Source organism: Dyadobacter sp. 22481, assembly GCF_052044875.1.
GTDB classification, from domain to species: domain Bacteria; phylum Bacteroidota; class Bacteroidia; order Cytophagales; family Spirosomataceae; genus Dyadobacter; species Dyadobacter endophyticus.
This window is the reverse complement of sequence record NZ_JBQENV010000001.1, coordinates 433944-453325: the sequence shown is the minus strand read 5'-3', so window position 1 is coordinate 453325 and position 19382 is coordinate 433944. Positions and strand designations below refer to the sequence as shown.

Sequence of the window (19382 nt, the reverse complement as noted above, 5' to 3'; positions counted from 1 at the left end):
TTATTCGGAAATAATGAAATGTTCGAGACCTTCTGTTTTGAGTGTGAGACCCACACCCGGCAATGTATCGCTGAGCTGTACCCTTCCGTTTTCGGCGATCGCCTCGCCGTCGAAAATGTACCAGAACATTTCGTTGCCTACTTCGATCTCCGTTTGCGGGAAATACTCGGCCATCGGGCTCGCGAAGGAGCTCATTACCACATGCAGATTATGCATTTGCCCCCCGTGTGGGATTACTTCAATGCCATGTGCGAGGGCCATATTACAGATCTTCTGCGCCTCGGTAAATCCTCCCACCCGGTTGGTATCGAACTGAAAAATGTCCAGCGCACCGGTTTGCAGCAGGTCGTGGAAGCCGTAGCGGGTGTATTCGTGCTCCCCACCCGAAAGCGGAATGTCGGTATAGTTGCGGAGTTTGGCAAAATTGTGGATCTCGTCGGGCAAAAGCAGCTCTTCGGCCCAGCGAAGGTTATACGGTTCCAGCGCTTTCAGGAATTGCTTCGCATAGGCCAGGTTGAAGCCCATATAACCTTCCAGCATCACATTGATGTCGTCGCCCACGGCTTCGCGCACCACTTTCACCATCTCCACGTTCTTCCGCATTCCCGCCACGCCTTCGGTGAGCGGGTAGCCGCAGCGCAGTTTCATGCCCGAAAAGCCCTGCTCCTTGTAATGTACGGCCTCGGCCTGGAGGCTGTCGAGGTCGCGGGTGTAGAGGCGGCTGTAATAGGTTTCGATATCCGGCGTCGTGCGCCCGCCCATGAGCATGAACACGGGCTGGTTCATTACTTTGCCTTTGATATCCCAAAGGGCAATGTCGATGGCGCTGATGGCCGCGATTACGGTGCCTTTCCGGCCGAATGCGACCGTCGAGCGGTACATTTTCTCGAAAAGATATTCGGTATTTAAAGGATTTTCGCCCAGCAGGATCGGCGTCAGCTTGCTGTCGATCACAGCCTTGGTCACATCCGGGCTCAGCCCTGCGTTACCGTAGCCAAGATGCCCCTCGTCGGTCTCTATTTCCACCACCAGCCAGCTGAAAAACCGGAAGGCGGCCTGCGAATCGGTTTGGGAATGAATGGGACTGAGCGGCGTCGCAAACACGGTATTGGTCGTCAGCACCGGGCCTGTCCATTTATATAATTTCGCTGTTACTCTCTTGATTTTCATTGAAATGCATGTTAAAACAAAATCATTTTACTATCGGAATGATCTCACTTACCACTTGAAATGCAGGAATGAAACGCCCTGGCGCGGGAGCTGCATTTCCACGGTCGTACTGCCATCTTTCGGTTCGATCCACTGCGGCGAAGTCAGCAATTCTAGTTGCCCGGCCTTTTCGAGTTGCCTGATCTGCTCCGCCGTCGGTTGCTTCGGCGAGCCCATCGCTTTCCACACTTCGTAGGAGTTGCTGTTTTCCTTGTCGATGCGGTAGTGGTAGAGCATCATTTTCTGCTGCGGCAAGCCCTTCACAGACACTTTCACAGTCGCATCGGGCACGGGCACATTATCGTCGTGATAATTCCACACCATTACCGCCGCCGAATTGGCGCTTTTTGAGGCAATACCATTGATGTCCGCCTCTTTGCGAACGCTTTCGTCCCTAACCCTTTTGAAGTCGTAGGCCAGGTCCTGCTTCACTTCCACGCGGTTGCCTTCCATCATGCCAAACATCCGGAAAACGTTTAGTACCGGCTTGTCGACGCCATTGGTAGCCAAATCGCGGAAGCCGCGGAACCAGGCCTGATCCTCAAATTCGAACGACCAGCTCACCGCGCCCAGCAAATTCACTCCACGCGCCTCGGCCAGCTCGTATTTACGTGCAAACGACGCCGCCGTGTAGCTCGAATACATGGTACCATTGCGGTAGGCATTCTGCGGGCTCACATCCTCCGAGCAGGCCGCGCAGCCCTCCGGATCCGATTCACCGATGATGATCGGCAGCTTTTTCAGTGCCGGGTAAGAAGCCACGATCTCGAAACCCTTGTCCAAATCGCGCAGCTGCGTGCCCATGTTCATCTGCACGTGCCCGTCTACAATTTTCGGTGCACCTTTCGCATGGTAGGTAATGAAATCGATCGGCGTGCCCGTTTTGCCGGTCACGTAGTTTTTGCCGGCGGTCACGTGGTCGAGGAATTTTGTCATAAAAACCTGCGACTTATCCCACGACGGTCCCGTCACTTCGGGCCCGCCTATTTTAGCGGTAGGCAATGCGCGCTTCACCGCGTCGGCCGTGTAGTCGTATAGTTTAATGTATTCATCGACAGTCCCCTTCCAATAGCTGATGTTCGGTTCATTCCAAAGCTCCCAGTACCAGCTTTCCACCTCCTTCTTGCTATAGCGGGCTACCGAGTGCTTCACCCATTGAAACACAAGCTCCGCCCATTTGTTGTAGTCATTGGGAGGATAGGCCCAGCCGAGGTAAATGTCGTTGTAATTATCGCCCGGCTTCCAGTGGTGACGGTAGGGCTCCGGTTTGGAGGACAGTGCCTGCGGCATAAAACCGATCTGGGCAATGGGTTTCATGCCTCTTTCGATATAGGTATCGAAAATTTTGTCGACGATCTTCCAGTCGTACACCGGTTTGCCCTGCGCATCTTCGGTGTAGGCATTGGTGGAGCCCCATTTGAGCGCCGCCTCGCCGTCGCCCGTCACGAGCAGGCTATGCGCCCGTACGTACACGGGAACTTTGCTGAACTGGGAGATTTCCGTGAGCAGCTTTTTCCCGTCCTTCATGTAGGTGTAATTGGGCTCATCGTAGCCAAAAAACGCCCAGATCGGCTGCATAGGGGCTTTTACCTTCGCCAGGTTGACGTCGATAGTGACGGGTTGCTGCTGGCTGAAAACAGGAGTGGACAATGCCGCGCCCAGGGTGGCTGCGTGGAACAGGGCAAGTTTGGTTTTTTTGAAAAACATGAGACTCTGGTTAAGCGTAAAAATTAATATCCGGGATTCTGTTTAATCTGGCTGTTCCGGCTGATCTGCTGGGTGGGTATCGGGAAAAGATTATGCTTCTCGGCTGCGGCGGTAACGCCATTCGCCTGTGCAGTAGCGATCAGGCGGTTGTGCCGGATCAGGTCCCAACGGTAATGCCCCTCGCCCACAAACTCCTGCGCGCGCTCTTTGAGCACCGCATTCCGGAATTCTTCTTTCGATAACCCTTTCAAATCGGGATAAACCGTCGCGGGTTGTTCGGAAGCCGTACCCACTGCCCTTGCCCGTCGCCGTACCTGGTTGAGCGCCTCGAATGCCTGGGGCGTCGGCCCATCGGTTTCATTGGTCGCTTCGGCGTAGGTGAGCAGCATGTCAGCGTAGCGGATCAGTGGATAGTTTACGCCTTCTTTAAGGTAGCCGGTGGCAAAATCTATCCGGTGAAACTTGGTCAAAAATGGCGCGTACATCGTAACCGTGTCGCGGACGAGCTCCTTTGTACCATTTTTGTAATAATAGGGCATTTTCTGGCGCACCGACTGCCACTTGCGGTAAGTGTCAGGGCTTTCAGCAAAAAATGATTTCCGCGCCTGAAAAATGACCAGGTCTTTAAGCACATGGAACTGTACATTCACACCGTTGACCGTCTGCGCGGGCGGGCCGAACAGGTAAATCATCCGCGTCTGGTACATCTGCGAGGTATTGTTGCCATTCCCCCCGTGCTGAATGGAGAAAATATGCTCCTTACCGTTCTGAAAATCAGGATTATTGATGTTTTCATAATCCTCAAAAAGGCTAAAAACGCCTGCATCCAGTACTTTTTTGGCCTCGGTGGCCGCTTCTTTCCATTTGCGTTGCTGTAAATAAACCTTGGAAAGCAATGCAGTAGCCGAAATGGCCGTAGCCCTGCCGGCGGTGATATCGGCCTTGTTGAGCGGGCTGAGCAACGTTACGGACGCATTGAGATCGCTCACGATTTGTGCATACACCTCCTCTTCGGAACTTCTCGGCTTATCCACTTCGCTCAGATCGGTGGTCGCTTTCACGTGCAGCGGCACGCCGCCGAACATTCTCACGAGGTTGAAGTAAAAGAATGCACGCAGGAACTTCGCTTCGCCTAGCACCTTTTCTTTCCCTTGAAATTCAGCCACTTCCATCTTATCGATCAGCGTGTTGGCCCGGTTGATCACCTGGTAAAAATAGTCCCAGGCTGTCACGAGTTCCACGGCATCGGGTGTCCACGAATAGGTATTCCATTCGTTCTGAATGCCCGAGCGGTCGCCCGAACCATTGGCAGAGCCGCCGCCGATGAGCGTAAATGCGGTGACGTCGCCGAGGGTAACCCATTGTCCGTCTCGGTAGTTATCATTCCAGAGATAGTTATAAACCCCGTTCAGTCCCAGCTGCGCCTGGTCGAGGGTTTTGTAAAAATCATCGGTCGCCACCTGGCTGTATACTTTCTCTTGCAGGGAATTTTCGCAACCGCTTCCGCCCAGCAGCGCCAATGCGGCAAGGGCAACGGCGCGGTATGTTGGTTTTTGTTTAAATCGGATCATGTCAATTCAATGTTTTTGCATTAAAACCCTAGCTTGATTTCCACCCGGTAGGTCCGCGACGACGGGTACCCGAACCGGTCCATGCCTTTGGTGGTATTGCTGCTGCCGAAAGCGTTTACTTCCGGATCATACCCCGAATACTTCGTGATCAGTGCCAGGTTATCGACGCCGATGCCGATCCTCGCATTCTTGACAAAACTCACAAAACCAGGGATCTTGTAGCTCAGCGACACATTCTGCACACGCAGGAACGAGCCGTCCTCCACCAGAAAAGAACTCACGCGCTGCGGGTGCGAGGCGCTCGCGGCGGGGATATTGCCGTTGGGATTTTCAGGTGCCCAGCGGTCGAGGCGCTTGGCCGATACGCCGATCCCATCCAGCACGTATTGCTGCGCCGCCAGGTTCAGCACCTTGTTGCCCTGCATGCCGTACATGAACACGTGCAGGCTCAACGGACCGAACGACAGGTCGTTGGTAAGGCCGTAGCTGAACTTGGGAAGCGGGCTACCCAGGAAAACATCGTCCTTTTCGGTATCGTAAGTGCCGTCGCCATTCACATCCTTATACCGGATATCGCCCGGCTTGGCGGCCGGCATGGTGCCCACCTCCTTGATTTCTTCTTTCGAACGCCAGATGCCTTCATACACCGAACCGTAAAACTCGCCTACGGTATGGCCCGGTTGAAGCCGTACCGTGTTTTTGGCGTGCGGGTTCACGTTGGCACCGCCTACCCAGCCGGAATATAGGTATTCGGCACCGCCCAGCGACAGGATTTCGTTTTTATTAAATGAAATATTGAAGTTCGTCGTCCAATTGAGCTTGCCGTTGGTATTCACGGTATTGATACCGAATTCCCAACCTTTGTTCAGCATTGCCCCCGTGTTTTTCAGCACACTTCCGTAGCCGGTTTGCGATGGGATCGGCACATCGAGGAGCAGGTCGGTGGTTTTTTTGTGATAATAATCCACTGTAAAACTGAGGCGGCCATTCAGCACCGCGGCGTCCAGTCCCACGTTAAACTCGCCTGTCTTTTCCCAGCTCAGATCGGGATTGGCGATGTTGGAAGGAAATGCGATAGGCACGCGGGCACCGCCGAAAATGTAGGAGCTGCGCGTCCCGAACGAAGTACCCAGCAGCGAAAGCGACCGGTAAACGCCAATGGCCTCATTACCTGTTTTGCCATAGCTCGCCCGGAATTTCAACTGATCGAACACATCCAGGTCGCGGATGAACTTCTCCTCGCCCAGCTGCCAGCCAAATGCCACGGCCGGGAACACGCCATATTTGTTGTTGACCCCAAATTTGGAAGAACCATCGGCCCGTACTGAGGCAGTGAACAGGTATTTGTCCTTCAATGAGTAGTTCAAGCGGCCCAGGTACGAAATGAGCGTCCATTCATTCATATTGCTGCCCGGCGCCTGCGGACTACTGCCGAGGCCGAGATTGTAGTACTCAAAAATATCACTCGGAAAACCAAACGACGAGGCGTCGACGGTTTCATTAGTTTCTTTCTGGTAGGTAAACCCGGCCAGGACTTTCAGGTTATGAATGGCTGCGAAAGTCTTGGAATAGGTCAGTGTATTCGCATTGGTAATATTGAGGTTGCGCACACCGATTTGCCGGGCTTTTCCGTTCGCCCCAGCCGCGGCCTCGGAGCCGATCGGAAAGTATTGGTGGAATTTCCAGTCGCGAATGTCGGCGCCGAAGCGAACATTCAGATCCAGGCCCGGGATAATGCTGTAATCGGCGTAAATGTTGCCGAGAATGCGCATGGTATTGCTGAGCTGCCGGTATTTTTCCGTCATCGTCAGCGGGTTTTCGAGGCCGCCGCCCATCGGGAAATTCCGCAGGTTAGTGGCCTGGCCGAGCTCGTCGCGGGCCGGAATGGTCGGCGGGGCTTCGTACACGGCGTCCACGACATTGGAAATGCCCTCGTAACCCTTGGTATCGGTCGGCACAACGTTTTCGTTGGTCATTGTAAAGAGCAGGCTCTGCCCTACGCGCAGCTTTTTGCTGATATCCGCATCGATGTTAATGGACGTCCCGTATCGCTTGAAATTCGAGCCCGGAATGATCCCGTCCTGCAAAGTGACGTTTTCGGCGAGCATGTAACGCACGCTGGGGCCGCCGCCGGAGAACGACAGCTTGAAGTTCTGTCTCGGCGCGGAGTTGTAAATTTCGCTCTGCCAGTCGGTACCCTTGCCAAAACCGGCCACCTGGGCAGGCGTGTACACCTGCGATTGCCCGAGCAGGCTCGCTCGCTCGCTCGCCTGTGTGGCCCATTGGGTCGCGTTCATGAAATCGAGCTTCTTACGGATTGTCTGCAAGCCGAAAGCATATTCGAAATCGACCCGCTGCTGGCCTGCTTTGCCCCTTCTGGTGGTAATCAATACCACGCCATTCGCCGCACGCGAGCCGTAAATGGCAGATGCCGAAGCGTCTTTCAGGATTTGAATGGATTCGATATCCGACGGATCGATGGAGTTCATCGGATTGGCGTTACCGCCAAACGAGCCGGCATCGCTGCTGGCGCCCGTCTGGAAACCGTTGCTGATCGGCACGCCGTCGATCACGTACAGCGGTGAACCGCTCGCGGAAAGCGAAGCCGTGCCCCGTACCTGCACCGAAATGCCGCCGCCGGGTGCGTGTGAGTTGGTGTTTACCTGCACACCGGCGATTTTGCCCTGCAATGCCTTGTCGGGCGTGTTGATCGAGCCTTGTTCGATGTCCTTGCCTGCAATCGTAGCGATGGCGCCTGTAAGGTCCTTCTTCTGAACCGTACCATAACCTACTACTACCACCTCGCTGAGCTGCTCCGCATTGGGCGAGAGTTGCACGTCGATCGTCGTCTGGTTACGCACGGCGATTTCCTGCTGCACATACCCAATAAAGGAAAACACAAGCGACTGATTTTCAACAACATTATTCAACTCATATTTACCATTCCCGTCGGAAGTGGTCCCAATGGAAGTCCCTTTCACAACGATGTTGACGCCTACGAGCGGCTGGTCTTTTTCGTCGGTAATTCTACCTTTTACCGCCTTGTCGACGGGCCTTGTGTGACGTAATTCAGGCCGGTACCTGTTCTTACCGACAGCCACTGTACTGATCAGGAGGGTGACTGCGACCCACAGGGGAAAGCGCAGCCAGTTACCCCCTCGGGGGTATCGTATAGCATTTCTCATGATTTTGTTAAAGCTAAGGTGCAGGCAGTATCATACCAGGCCCAGCGACTACCGGAAAGTCGGGACAAAGCATGCTCCGCCAGTTTTTAAACACTGTTCGGACTAAGTTTTTGAAAAACAATACATTCCTGATAACCCTATGGCATAGGGCAGGCAACGTTGCTGACGGGGTCAGCGGACTAAAAAACAGGCAATTAGATTCTCTCGCGCTTTCACTGAAAGCGCGTCAATGCGGTGTGCGTATCAGGCAATTAAGCGTAAACGATAACGACTATACGAAAATATCAAGGTACTTTACTTCATCGGAAACCGGCATAATTCCGTGTTTTTGAAGGCAATTGAAATACATGCTGTCACCCGCCTTCAAAAGGTATTCGGTATCACCCAGCGTCATTTTCATTTCGCCTTCGATCACATAAATGAATTCCTCACCCTCGTGGGAAAGCTCGTGCTGCTTCACTTCGCCTTTTTTGGCTACGAAAAGCATTGGCTGCATTTTCTTCTGATGGTACTCGGTACCGAACGGGTAAATGAAATATCCCTTTTCCGTTTTCGTCAGGTTCTGCTCCGCCGTAAGCCTTGCTGTGAAAATAGCGTTGAGCCACTCCTCAGTTTCCAGCAAACTGGAAATGTTGGTCCCCAGCACCTGCGCGATTTTCACCAATGCAGCCACCGACGGGACGGTCTTGTTGTTCTCGATTTTGGAGATCATGCTTTTGGACAAATCGCTTCCATCGGCTACCTCCTGCAAAGTTCTTTTCTGGCTCGTTCTCAATATCCTGATCCGGTCTCCGATATTAAGCGTATTCCCTTCGGCTATCAACATAATTTTCAACCCTGTTTACTTATTTGGCGCTTTGTTTCATATCATTCAACAAGGTTGAATGCAAATATAGATGGAAAATACGACGAAGCAAGGAAAACTCTAAATATTTTATGCTTTTGTGCAATTCTTGAACAACCGCTGTTTTTCTTCCAACCTTTTAGGGCTAAAATAGGCTAGTCAGGGGGATTTTCAAATGGTAATGGCGAACCGTGTTATGGTAAGTGGCGTTGAAGGAAAGGTTGAAGGTCGACTCCCCTTATGTTTACAGCCAGGACCTTTCCCTCAGGGTCTAGTAAAAAATTGAAAGGTACACTCTGGATGCCGTAAAGTTGGGCGGCGTCATTTTTCCAGCCTTTCAGATCGCTCGCATGCATCCAATTCATTTGATCGGCTTTAATTGCGTTTAGCCAAGCCTTGGAATCGCTATCCAGTGAAACGGAAATAATGTCAAAATTCCTCCCGGAAAACTCCTTTCTAATGGCGACGAGCATAGGATTTTCCTGGCGACACGGGCCACACCAGCTCGCCCAAAAGTCGACCAGCAGATAACGGCCCTTTAACGAGGTTAGCAATACCTCGCGCCCCGTCGTATCGTATTGTACAAAATCATGGACCGGTTCGCCCAGTACTAACTTTTTCGTCGTGCCCCAAGAGCTGCGAAGACGTTTTACCTGCTCGTAATGTGCCGTTTTTGAATTCTCGTACAGCTCCAACAAAGAGTCGGCAATGGCAAGGTCACGGCTTTCATGAGTTGTCAGGAAATAACTCGTGTAATAAATGGAACTCGCCGCTAACGGGTAGGTTTTCATAAGCGCCAGTATCACTTGCCGCTGCCTGGCACGCATAGCGGAAAGTTTTCTTTCCAGTACTTTTAGTTTAGCAGTGTCACCCCCGTATTTTGCCGATAGGATTTGGTCACGCATGATTCCTTCATCGAACCGCGCCATCGAATCGAGGTATATCCGCCGAATTATCTCTTCCCTGGCACCTGCTACACTAATCTGTTCCAGTGAATCGGCATTCCCAGTAATAAGGATCGTACCGGGCTCTAAAAGTAACCGGACCCCTTGTTCCCCTACTTGTAACAAATAAGGGGTGGGTTCAGTCATAATGCCTCGAAATACAAACCTTCCCGAAGCATTGGACTGAGTACTATCGACGCTAATATGATTGTCAAAATAGGGTTCCTTTGTGAAATAAATCATCTTGCCTTCCGAGTTCGATAATTTACCATAAACCTCAACTTTATCGGAAGGCCTACCAGTGAAGGGCTGCGCTGCCAGCTTGAACGAGAGCAGCAAGAAAGACAGAAGAAGGGTAAGTTTTATTTCCATGTCTATATTTTGAAAAGACCAGATCAATAACGGCTTCATTGTTCCACCGAAAGGGGCATCCTACCTAATACCAATCAATTTAAAACATATTTTACCCGAACAAAAAATACAAACATCCCATCACCACGCCAATGCACGCCCAGCCCAGCCAAACTTTGCTGCGGTCGTAATGCGGCTGGGAGGCGTATGTTTCGGCCAGGGTCGGTAATGACGAAACGGTTTCTTTTTCAGGGAATAGCAGGGAAACGACGGTCATGAAAACCATCAGAAAGGCAGTCAGCAGAAATGTGAGCAGCATGAAATGCGGCCAGAATGCTTTGTGGGGAAATTCGGACAGCTGCATAATGCCCACGCTGAGGCAGAGGGGCGAGCCTAGGTACAACGCGAGGTTAGCCGAGCGGCTGGTGGCTTTTTTCCAAATCACACCCATTAAAAATACGGTGGTAAGCGGCGGGGCGAGGTAGGTTCCTACGGCTTGGGAGAGGTCGAACAACCCTTTGTCGACGGTCGACAGCAAAATCGACATCAGCATAGCAATGAACGACGAGCCGATGATCACCAGCCGCCCGACAGTCCTGAGCTTTCGCTGCGAGGCATTCGGATCGATGAATTTGGAATAAACATTCAAAGAAAATACCATGCTGAATGCATTGATGCCTACGGCGACGTCATAAATAAGCGCCGCAATAAGCGCCGCGAGGGTAATGCCTACCAGCCCGGCGGGCAGCAGGTTGGCCGTCATAACCAGGTATGCGTGGTCGGGATTGGTGAGGTTGGGGAACAGGATGTAGCAGTAAATGCCTGGAAGCAGGAAAATGAAGGGTACGAGGGCTTTAAGGGCTGCCATAAGCATGGTGCCATATTGCCCGTGCTGGATGTTTTTGGCGGCGAGGGTTTGCTGGACGATCGTCTGATCGGTACACCAGTACCAGATCCCTACCACAGGATAACCGAGCAGTACCGCATGCCAGGGATACACCGGGTCGTCCGACGGGCGGAATATCGTCCAGAATTCTTTCGGCGACCGGCTGATTACCTCGCCCACTCCGCCTATGCGGTCAATGGCGATGACGCCCACGATCACAGCCGCGACGGTCACGACCACCGATTGCAGCACGCCGGTCCTGGCAATAGCTCCGAGGCCGCCCGTGGCGGTAAAACTGGTTGCCAGCACGGTAGCGCCGACCGCCGCTACCCAAAACGGCACGTCGAGCATTTGCGCGATCACGAGCCCGCCCGTTAGCAGCACGAAGCTCACCGATACGATGAGCGTCGAAATCATGGAATAGTAGGTAAGGAAGGTAAATGACCGCTGCCCGTAGCGCCGCAGGAGGAATTCGGGCATGGTACTGACTTTCGTGGCAAAATAATGGGGCACAAACACCATCGCCAGAAGCAGCAGAAACCACCATGCGAGCCAATCGAAGTTGGCGGCGACCATGCCGGTCGTGTAGGCCATGCCGCCGTAACCGACCAGCATGACCGGGCTCACATTACTGCTGAAAATCGAAAAACCTACATTATACCATTTCAACGACCGGCCGCCGAGGAAGAGGTCGTTGGCCGTTTCGATCTTGCGCTTCCGCGAAAAATAAAGCCCTACCCCGACCAAAATGGCCAGGTAGAGCACGATAATGCCGGCGTCGATGCCGCTGAGTGCCACTTTTTCGCGCATGGGCCGTCACAATGTTTTTCTCCGGATCAGCACATTGGGCAGGATCACCTGGATCTTCTGTTTTTGCATGATCGCCTGACCCGCGAGCTTGCCCATCAGCGCGAAGTCGGTGGAGTAAGTGGTAATGTCTACAAACTCCTTGGCAGGTTCGTCGTTGACCGACAGCAGCCCCACGTCCACACCCATTGTAAGGTTTTTGCCCTTGCATTCTTTCAGTATCGACCACATGGTGTAGTTGTCGAGCGTGAAATAGGCCTTCCCTTTTTCGACCGAGCCCGGTACGAACTCGCTCACGATCTGCCCCCGGATGGAATAGTCGTGCAGGAACCGCTTGAAAGAAGAAACGATCTCTTTCGGGTCGAGGGATTTGGGGGAATGATAGAAAATGATCTCGTCGAACTCCCGGATCTTGTCCGCAAGTGTTTCGAGTACCGCGTAGGTCGACCGTTCGAATTCCTGGGCAATGTAGCTTACGTCTCCGTCCAGCGGCTCGAAGCGGTCGAAAGTGAGCAGGTTATTACGGGGAATGGTTTCCAGGATCTCCTTCGTTTTGCGGTGCGGGATAGGCGCCACCACGTACATGCCGTATTTCCCCTTAATTTGAAACAAGGTGCTTTCGAGTACGTCGACGCTGCCATGATGGAAGAATACATCCAGATGCACTTTGCTCCCTAGCTCCTTCCGGAAATTCCGGTAAAAAAGTTCTTCGAATGTATCGAGATTGTACATGATCAGAGCGACTTTCATGAACTGGCTCGTCTGCGCATTGGTAACGTAGTACCCGATCCTGTTTTTGGATTCGACCACCCCCCTGTCTACCAGCTCTCCGTATCCCTTGCGTATGGTCTCGCGGGAGAAGCTCAGTTCCTGGATCATCTGGTTGACCGACGGCAGCAAATCATTGGGTGAAACGATTTTCTGGTCGATGGCATTGATGATCCCTGTAACGATCTGATCATGCTTGGAATAGGATGTCACTTCCCGTAATTCCCTTATTTTATCAAATATGCTCTCCATTCGGCGGTATTTACTGCGTAAAGCTAAAAACTTATTTTTTCAATAAAGAGGTTGTATCACCTCGTTGTCACGCTGAGCGTACGGGCCCGCTAGGAGGCCCGGTTCGCTCAGCGTGACAGCATACTCACATTTAATACAACCCCAAAAATTACTCAATCCTGGCTGTAACCTCGCGGCCCGCCGGCACCGTCACTTCCAGGAACGATGCTGTCCGCGACCCTTTCACGACCGTCTGGCTTGCTTTCCTTCTGGCCCCGTTCACCATGATAAACGGATGTTTTCCAGCAAACATCACCCGCCATTGCACTGCACTGGAACCGGCATTACGCAACGAAGTGGTTTTTACGCTTTCGGTAACAGATATGTTCCGCTGCAAAACAGGCAGATTCTCAATGGTATGCGTGTCCGCTGCCCGTCCGTTGAACAATGTAGTGACCCGGTTCACGCGTGCATCGGCGTCGATACCCATAATGCCCTGCACAACACCCTGAACAGCTCCATAGGACACCTCGGGGTATTCGCGGCGCTTTGTGGCCGGGTCGGTCAGGTGGAGTACCTGGCTGCGGATCTGCTCAGGGTAGCCATATTGGCCCAGTACATAAGGGAAATACGACTGATTTTCGATGTTCCAGTCGCGCGCAAGGATCTGATCAATCGTCTTGCGGGTGCGGGTGGTATCTTTCAGCACATCGAACCAGAGCAGGAAAGTTTCACCTTCGGTATAGCCAAATGCACCTTTGGATGAATAATAGGTAAAGTATTTGTCCTCTTTTTCGCTCCACCATTTGTTTTCGATATCCTGCCGGTACTGTTCCGCCTTTTTGTCAAATGCGGCGGCCTCTGTGTTTTTACCCTCCAAGCGAAGCATATCCGCATAGGTTTGCATACCGCGCGACAGCGCCGCAATCAGGTCGACGCCCATTTTCAGGTCGTGCACGCCTTCGGAATAGGACGCTAGACCGCGGCAACGGTGAAAGGAATCTTTATCATCATAACCCGCAAGCGCATTCGGATGAAGCGGTCTCGACAGCAGCGAATCCGGCTGCAATACCCAGCGCTCCACATATTCGCGGACTGATTTCCGGTGGAAATTGGCAAACTCGGGACCATTGACGTACCGCTTGTCGCCTGTCCACAAATAGAGCTTCCATGCAGCGTTCAGCACATCGAAATTCGCATTGAGGTTGTACCAGAATTCTTCGTCGTTCCGGTAATCTGCCGGCGCGGGCTTTCCTTCCTTATTGATTTCCCAATACGAGCACCAATCCTTGCTGTCGGAGATGTTTTTGGCAAATTGAGAAAACATATTGCTGTTGGCCTTGCCGAGACCAAGCATTTCGGCCGCCATGCTCTGATGTGCGACGTCGCGCATGCAGAATGCGAAGCGCGAGGGCAATGCGGCTTCGTACCAGTCGCCCACCGGGTCTGCCGGGTTTCCGCGGTGGCTCAGGGCCATTTCCGTGGCCCGGTCGAATGCGGTTTGCAATGCAGCGTCCGTCGATCGGAACCTCAACCTTTCGCTTTGCGCCATACAATCCTGCTGGAAGCCCTGCTGAAATGCAAACCATATGGAAGCAGCTGCGATGAATCTGATCATTATTCTTGTTTTTGAATTAAAATACAATCTTGTGAAAAATATCCTCTTAAAATGAAGTTGTATCAAATGTGCCTAGGTTGTCAGCCTGAGCTTACGGGGTAGCCGGGCGGTCGAAGCGCCGCACGATACCGGCCTTCGACTGCGCTCAGGCTGACATTTAATACAACCTCTCTCAATTATAATTCGGATTCTGCGTCAAAGCCGGGTTGCGCTGTAACTCTGTCCGCGGTATCGGGTAAAAATACAGCGCGGGAATCCAGGTACGTTTCTGGACCGTAGACGATTGATAAGTAAATGTACCGTCGGCCTGTTTGGTGATGATCACGCCCAATGCATCCTTTGAGCCCGTCTCAGCAATACCCCACCGCCGGATATCGAAATACCGGTGGCCTTCAAAGCAAAGTTCGATGCGGCGCTCCTGCCGGATTTTGTCCATCAATGCCTGCCCGGAAGCAATCACGGCCGGCATACCTGCCTTTTGAGCACGCAATTTGTTCAGATAAGTGAGCGCCTCGCCATCCTCGCCTAGTGCGGCACAGGCTTCCATATAGTTCAGGTATATTTCCGATAGCCTGAAACCGACCCATTGCGATGCCGCGTAGTCCTGCTTTTGCCAGTCGACGGACTCATCCACCATTTTGCGGATCACATAGCGGGTCTTGGAAGCGTTCCATGGCGAATACGGGCTTTGCGGCGAATCGTCCCCGCCTTCAAAAAACTGCGTCGTGCGGCCTTTGAACTGCTGATTATTAGCCAGGATCGTCGCATAGAACCTTGGATCACGGTTGGCATAGGGACTTTTGGCATGCACCGGGTTAGTCCAGCTGAAAGGCGTCCCGTCGGACATTTCAAATGCGTCCACCATTTGCTGCACTACATTATAGGCGCTATACCCTTCATAACCATTCGGGCTGAGGTCGCGGCTTACGGTATTGTACCGGTCGGCACGGGCCAGACCGCTGTAAACCCTGGCAAAAATCACTTCCGGGTTGAAAAAATCCAGATAGGTCTTATTGTAGGTTCCATTACCGGCATTGCCGTACAGCGCATACGAAGCTCCTTTAAAATCGATCACCGCTTTGGCGGCTTCCTTGGCCTGCTGCCACAGCTTTTTATCTCCTGATGTATTGAAATAAGGGCTGGCCGCGTACAGCAGCAAACGGGATTTGAGGGCAAGCGCCGCCCCTATCGTGGCCCGGCCTTTGTCGAGGTCGTTGGCATAAGCGGCAGGAAGCAACTTCGTCGCCTGCTCGATGTCGGCCAGGATGAAGTTCTGCGTCTCGGTCCAGGTCGCGCGCTTTTCGTTGAAATCCTTGTCGTTGACGTCGTAAACTTTGGTGATCAGCGGCACGCCGCCAAATCGTTTCAACAGTTCAAAGTAAGCCAATGCTCTCAAAAAATGAACTTCACCCCGCATGGTACGCACTACCTGCCCATTGGCGACGGTGTCCAGCTTGCCGGCGTTACTCAGAAATACATTACATTTCCGGACAGAAGCATACAGATCTCCCCAGCGGTTGAGCGAAGAAGCAGTTTGGTTATCGGCTGTGGCTTCGCCCTGCACGTAACTGTTTTCGTTGGTCCAGTTGAAGTTACCGTACAATTCGTCGGTCTGCGCGCCCCAGCCGAAGCCGCCGTCTTTGTAAGCCATTACTGTCTGATCATAAATCCCGTTTACATATACCTGGACCAGGTTCGGATCTGTCCATACGTCGGATTCGGAATAGGCATTCAGCGGTTTCAGGTCGAGCACATCCTTGCAGGAGCTGATCAACAACATGCCAGTCGCAAGGGCAATGCCTGCGAACAGCGTTTTATGATTGATTTGTGGTTTCATCGGATAAAGAGTAAGGATTAGAAGCTGATGTTGGCGCCCAGGTTCACGACGCGCTGCTGTGGATAGTAGTAGCCCGAGTTGTTAGGGATCTCAGGATCAAAAGATGGCCCGAATTGATCGATCGAGAACAGGTTACTGCCATTGATGTAGATCCGCGCGCTATGCATTTTGGCCTTTTTCAGCAAGCCGGAAGGCACCGTGAAGCCCAGCTCTACGTTTTTCAGCCGAACAAATGCCGCATTGCGAAGCCAGAAATCCGAGGTCAGCGTATTCACCCCTCTCGATGCGCCGGTAGGGCCATTGAAATTGCGCGGAAACTGATTATCACCCTCTTTTTGCCAGCGCCCGTCGAAAAACTCCCTCGCCATATTCAGCCCGGCAGGTGCCAGGTACGACTGCGCCCTGGCCTGGCCCTGAACAAACAGCGAGAGGTCCAGGTTACGCCATGAAAAGCCCAGTGAAGTACCATAGATGAGTTCGGGCGTCCGGACCGACGATTTCCTCACCTGATCCAGACCACTGATGGTCCCGTCGCCATTGATGTCCTTATAGCGGATGTCGCCGGGAGCCGTGTTGGCCGGGTGTGGACTGCCGTCGATCTCCGCCTGGTTCTGGTAAATGCCGTCGGATTCGTACACGAGCCACGAATCGATAGGAATGTCTGTTTTGCGTTGATAGGAAGGCACGCTGGCCGCCTCGTCCATGAAAATCACCTTGTTGCGGACGAAAGTTAGGTTGCCTCTGATATTGTATCCGAAGCTCGTCCCGATGGTGCCATTGTAATAGGCTTCGAGCTCTATGCCCCGATTCAATACTTTTCCGAGGTTCTGGTTGGGCAATGTCAGGCCCGTGTACGCGGGTACGGACTCGCTGCGCGTGATGAGGATACCCGAGCGCATGGAACGGAAATAGTCGACGGTCAGACCCAGTTTGCCTTTGAGGAACTGTGCGTCGAGCGCCACGTCGGTGGTAGTGGCCACTTCCCAGGTAATGTCCTTGTTGGGGGTTGGGCCGGGTACCAGCGAGCTTACCTGCGAGGCATTCGGCCCGAGCGAATATCCGAAGCCTGTTCCAAGGAGGTAGGTCTGGATGTAGTTAAATGCCGAAACAGCGTCGTTACCAGTCTTTCCCCACGATCCGCGCAGTTTCAGCTCGGTAATGCTTTTGGAATTAAAAAAATCTTCCTGCGAAATGCGCCATGCCGCCGAAACTGCCGGGAAAAAGCCGTAACGCTTGCCTTCCGGGAAGTTCTGCGAGCCGTCGTAGCGCATGTTGTAATCAAAAAGGTATTTGTTCTTGAAACCGTAGGAAGCACGGCCGATGAAGTTGTTGCGGCCCGTCTGGGCGGCAGTCGCATTGTTCTGCTGGCCGATCAGGCTGCCCGCCGAAAGCTGATCGAGCGAGTTGCTGAGAAAATTCAACCTGTATGCGCTGATCTCGTCGGCATTGCCTTCGAAACGCTCATATGCCGCGAAACCTTCGACAGAATGGTCGCCGAACCGGTTGTTATAGCCCAGCCGGATGTTCAGCAGGTTTTGTTTCAGCGTACCACGCAGTTCCGACAAGCTCGGTTTAATGGCCGAATTGATTTGCACATAATTACCCGCCGCGCCGTCATAACGGAAAGCGGGCGGAGGTGTTTTGGTAAATGCTTTCGTCTTCGAAAAAGTAACATCATAGGCATAATACCCGTCCACGAACACGCCGTTGGCCAATTTGGACAGGTCCCATTTGAAATAGGTCTTGGTTTGCAAAAAATCGTTGGTCGCACGGTTATAGCCAGCCTCGCCGCCGGTGATGTACACCATGCTGTTGTTAGGCCCGCCGCCGATGCCCGGTCCCACGAGACCGTTCGGATAAATGGGAACGAGGTACGGATACGCGAGCCACAGCTCCCGAAATATCGCCCCGGCATTGTAATTGCCCACGGCCGAGTTGCGGAATTCGTTGCGGTACAACACATCTACCCCGATTTTCAGGTTGTCCGTCACGGCAATATCCACGTTGGCGCGCGCCTGGGCCTGCTTGTAAAAAGCCGCGTCCCGCTTATAAATGCCGTCCTGCTTCTGGTACTGGCCCGAAAGGAAATAGGTAACCTTGTCCGTACCCCCGCGCAGGGAAATGACCTGGTTGTGCTGCAATGCCTGTTTTTTCATCGTCGCATCCCACCAGTTGGTACTCGGGAACGAGAGCGGGTCGGAGCCGTCGCGGAACTTTTGCAATGTCGCGTCGGGCCAGGTAGGTTTCTGGCCAATCATCTGGTCGTATTCGTTGGTAGCCAATGCGTATTCGTAGGAATTCAGCATTTGCGGTACGCGCGTCGCCTGCGTGAGCGACCAGTTGGTACCGATGGACAGCACCGGCTTGCCGGCCTGCCCGCGCTTGGTGGTGATCAGAATCACGCCATTGGCCGACCGTGCGCCGTAAATCGCCGCTGTGGCGTCCTTGATCACCGTAAACGACTCGATATCCGCCGGATTGAGCCGGGCAAAACCGCCCGAGCGATCGGGAATGCCGTCGATCACCACCAGTGCGCCGGTACTGCCGAGAGTAGCTTTCCCGCGGACAAATAACTCGGCATTGTCGTTACCCGGCTCGCCGCTCCGTGTGTTGGCGATCAGACCGGGTACGCGGCCGGCAATGGAGTTGGTGAGGTTACTGGCGGGCGATTTTTCCAGATCGGCGCCTTTGATCGTCGAAACCGAACCGGTAAGGTCCGCACGGGTTTTGGTCCCATAGCCAACTACCACGACTTCATCGAGGGCTTTGGTGTCGGCTTCGAGCAGGACATCGAGCTTGCTTTGTTTGCCCACCTGTATTTCGCGGGGAATGTAGCCAATGTAGGAAAAGACGAGGACCGCATCGGCAGAAGGCACATTGATCGTAAAATTTCCGTCGGTATTGGTCGATGTGCCGCCATTGGCACCCTTGATGATCACACTTACGCCTACGAGCGGGCCGGATGCGTCCGTTACCCGGCCCGAAACCGGAACCTGGGACTTGACCGCCCGGGCGCCGATCAACAGCAGCAACACGGCCAGAAGCAGTGGAGAAAAGCGGGTAGAAAAAACCATGTTAAAGAGAGTTATAGGTGAAACGCGAGTCGTGTTCCGACCAGCCTCCGGATGCGGCCGAACACAACCATACGTCTAATTTTTTATCAAAAGAACACAATTTTTTTATTAACCTATACTATTCTATACTATTTTCAACAAAAATATTTTTTGAATGACCCGCCAACTGCCAACACATCATTTTATGGCTAAATAGCTATCAATAAGTATCATTATGACACTTTTAGAGGATTTCATTGCAAGAATTTAGAATCTGTACTATTCTATACTTTCACAAAATAAAAAGAGACAAGCCAGCTCACGACGCAGACTTGTCTCTTTCATTTTACGCGCCGTTACCGGCAGACGTA

General features: G+C 52.8%; 11 protein-coding genes. All 11 read right to left on the bottom strand.

Translation table 11 applies throughout. The annotated features are described in order from the left end of the window. The 11 genes from ACTJJJ_RS01655 to ACTJJJ_RS01605 all read right to left on the bottom strand — a co-directional run bounded on the left by ACTJJJ_RS01655 (nt 1) and on the right by ACTJJJ_RS01605 (nt 19032). Nucleotides 1–1170 carry an enolase C-terminal domain-like protein gene (locus ACTJJJ_RS01655; protein ID WP_440701258.1) on the bottom strand — a complete coding sequence of 390 codons (1170 nt, stop codon included), beginning with the start codon at nt 1168–1170 and terminating at the stop codon, nt 1–3. A gap of 48 nt (nt 1171–1218) precedes the next feature. Beyond that, nucleotides 1219–2916: a GH39 family glycosyl hydrolase gene (locus tag ACTJJJ_RS01650; RefSeq protein ID WP_440701257.1), complete on the bottom strand. Its 1698-nt coding sequence runs from the start codon at nt 2914–2916 to the stop codon at nt 1219–1221. A gap of 23 nt (nt 2917–2939) precedes the next feature. Beyond that, nucleotides 2940–4487: a RagB/SusD family nutrient uptake outer membrane protein gene (locus ACTJJJ_RS01645; RefSeq protein ID WP_440701256.1), complete on the bottom strand. Its 1548-nt coding sequence runs from the start codon at nt 4485–4487 to the stop codon at nt 2940–2942. A 20-nt stretch (nt 4488–4507) separates the two neighbouring features. Beyond that, a complete protein-coding gene (locus ACTJJJ_RS01640) occupies nt 4508–7672 on the bottom strand; it encodes a SusC/RagA family TonB-linked outer membrane protein (protein ID WP_440701255.1) in 3165 nt (1054 codons plus the stop codon). A gap of 271 nt (nt 7673–7943) precedes the next feature. Next, nucleotides 7944–8498, bottom strand: coding sequence for a helix-turn-helix domain-containing protein (locus ACTJJJ_RS01635; protein WP_188931381.1), 555 nt, complete (start codon nt 8496–8498; stop codon nt 7944–7946). Between the two features lie 212 nt (nt 8499–8710). Next, nucleotides 8711–9832 (bottom strand): thioredoxin-like domain-containing protein, encoded by a 1122-nt coding sequence (locus ACTJJJ_RS01630; protein WP_440701254.1) that lies wholly within the window; start codon nt 9830–9832, stop codon nt 8711–8713. Between the two features lie 91 nt (nt 9833–9923). Beyond that, the gene (locus ACTJJJ_RS01625; RefSeq protein ID WP_426295079.1) at nt 9924–11507 is read right to left on the bottom strand and encodes an SLC5 family protein; all 1584 of its coding nucleotides are present in this window, start codon (nt 11505–11507) and stop codon (nt 9924–9926) included. 6 nt (nt 11508–11513) lie between these two features. Further along, nucleotides 11514–12524 (bottom strand): GntR family transcriptional regulator, encoded by a 1011-nt coding sequence (locus ACTJJJ_RS01620; RefSeq protein ID WP_188931385.1) that lies wholly within the window; start codon nt 12522–12524, stop codon nt 11514–11516. 148 nt (nt 12525–12672) lie between these two features. After that, nucleotides 12673–14121 carry a trehalase family glycosidase gene (locus ACTJJJ_RS01615; RefSeq protein ID WP_440701253.1) on the bottom strand — a complete coding sequence of 483 codons (1449 nt, stop codon included), beginning with the start codon at nt 14119–14121 and terminating at the stop codon, nt 12673–12675. 172 nt (nt 14122–14293) lie between these two features. Next, on the bottom strand, nt 14294–15958 hold the full coding sequence (locus ACTJJJ_RS01610) for a RagB/SusD family nutrient uptake outer membrane protein (RefSeq protein ID WP_440701252.1): 1665 nt from the start codon (nt 15956–15958) through the stop codon (nt 14294–14296). Between the two features lie 17 nt (nt 15959–15975). Next, complete coding sequence (locus ACTJJJ_RS01605) at nt 15976–19032, bottom strand: SusC/RagA family TonB-linked outer membrane protein (RefSeq protein WP_440701251.1); 3057 nt, start codon at nt 19030–19032, stop codon at nt 15976–15978. Nucleotides 19033–19382: the final 350 nt, after the last annotated feature.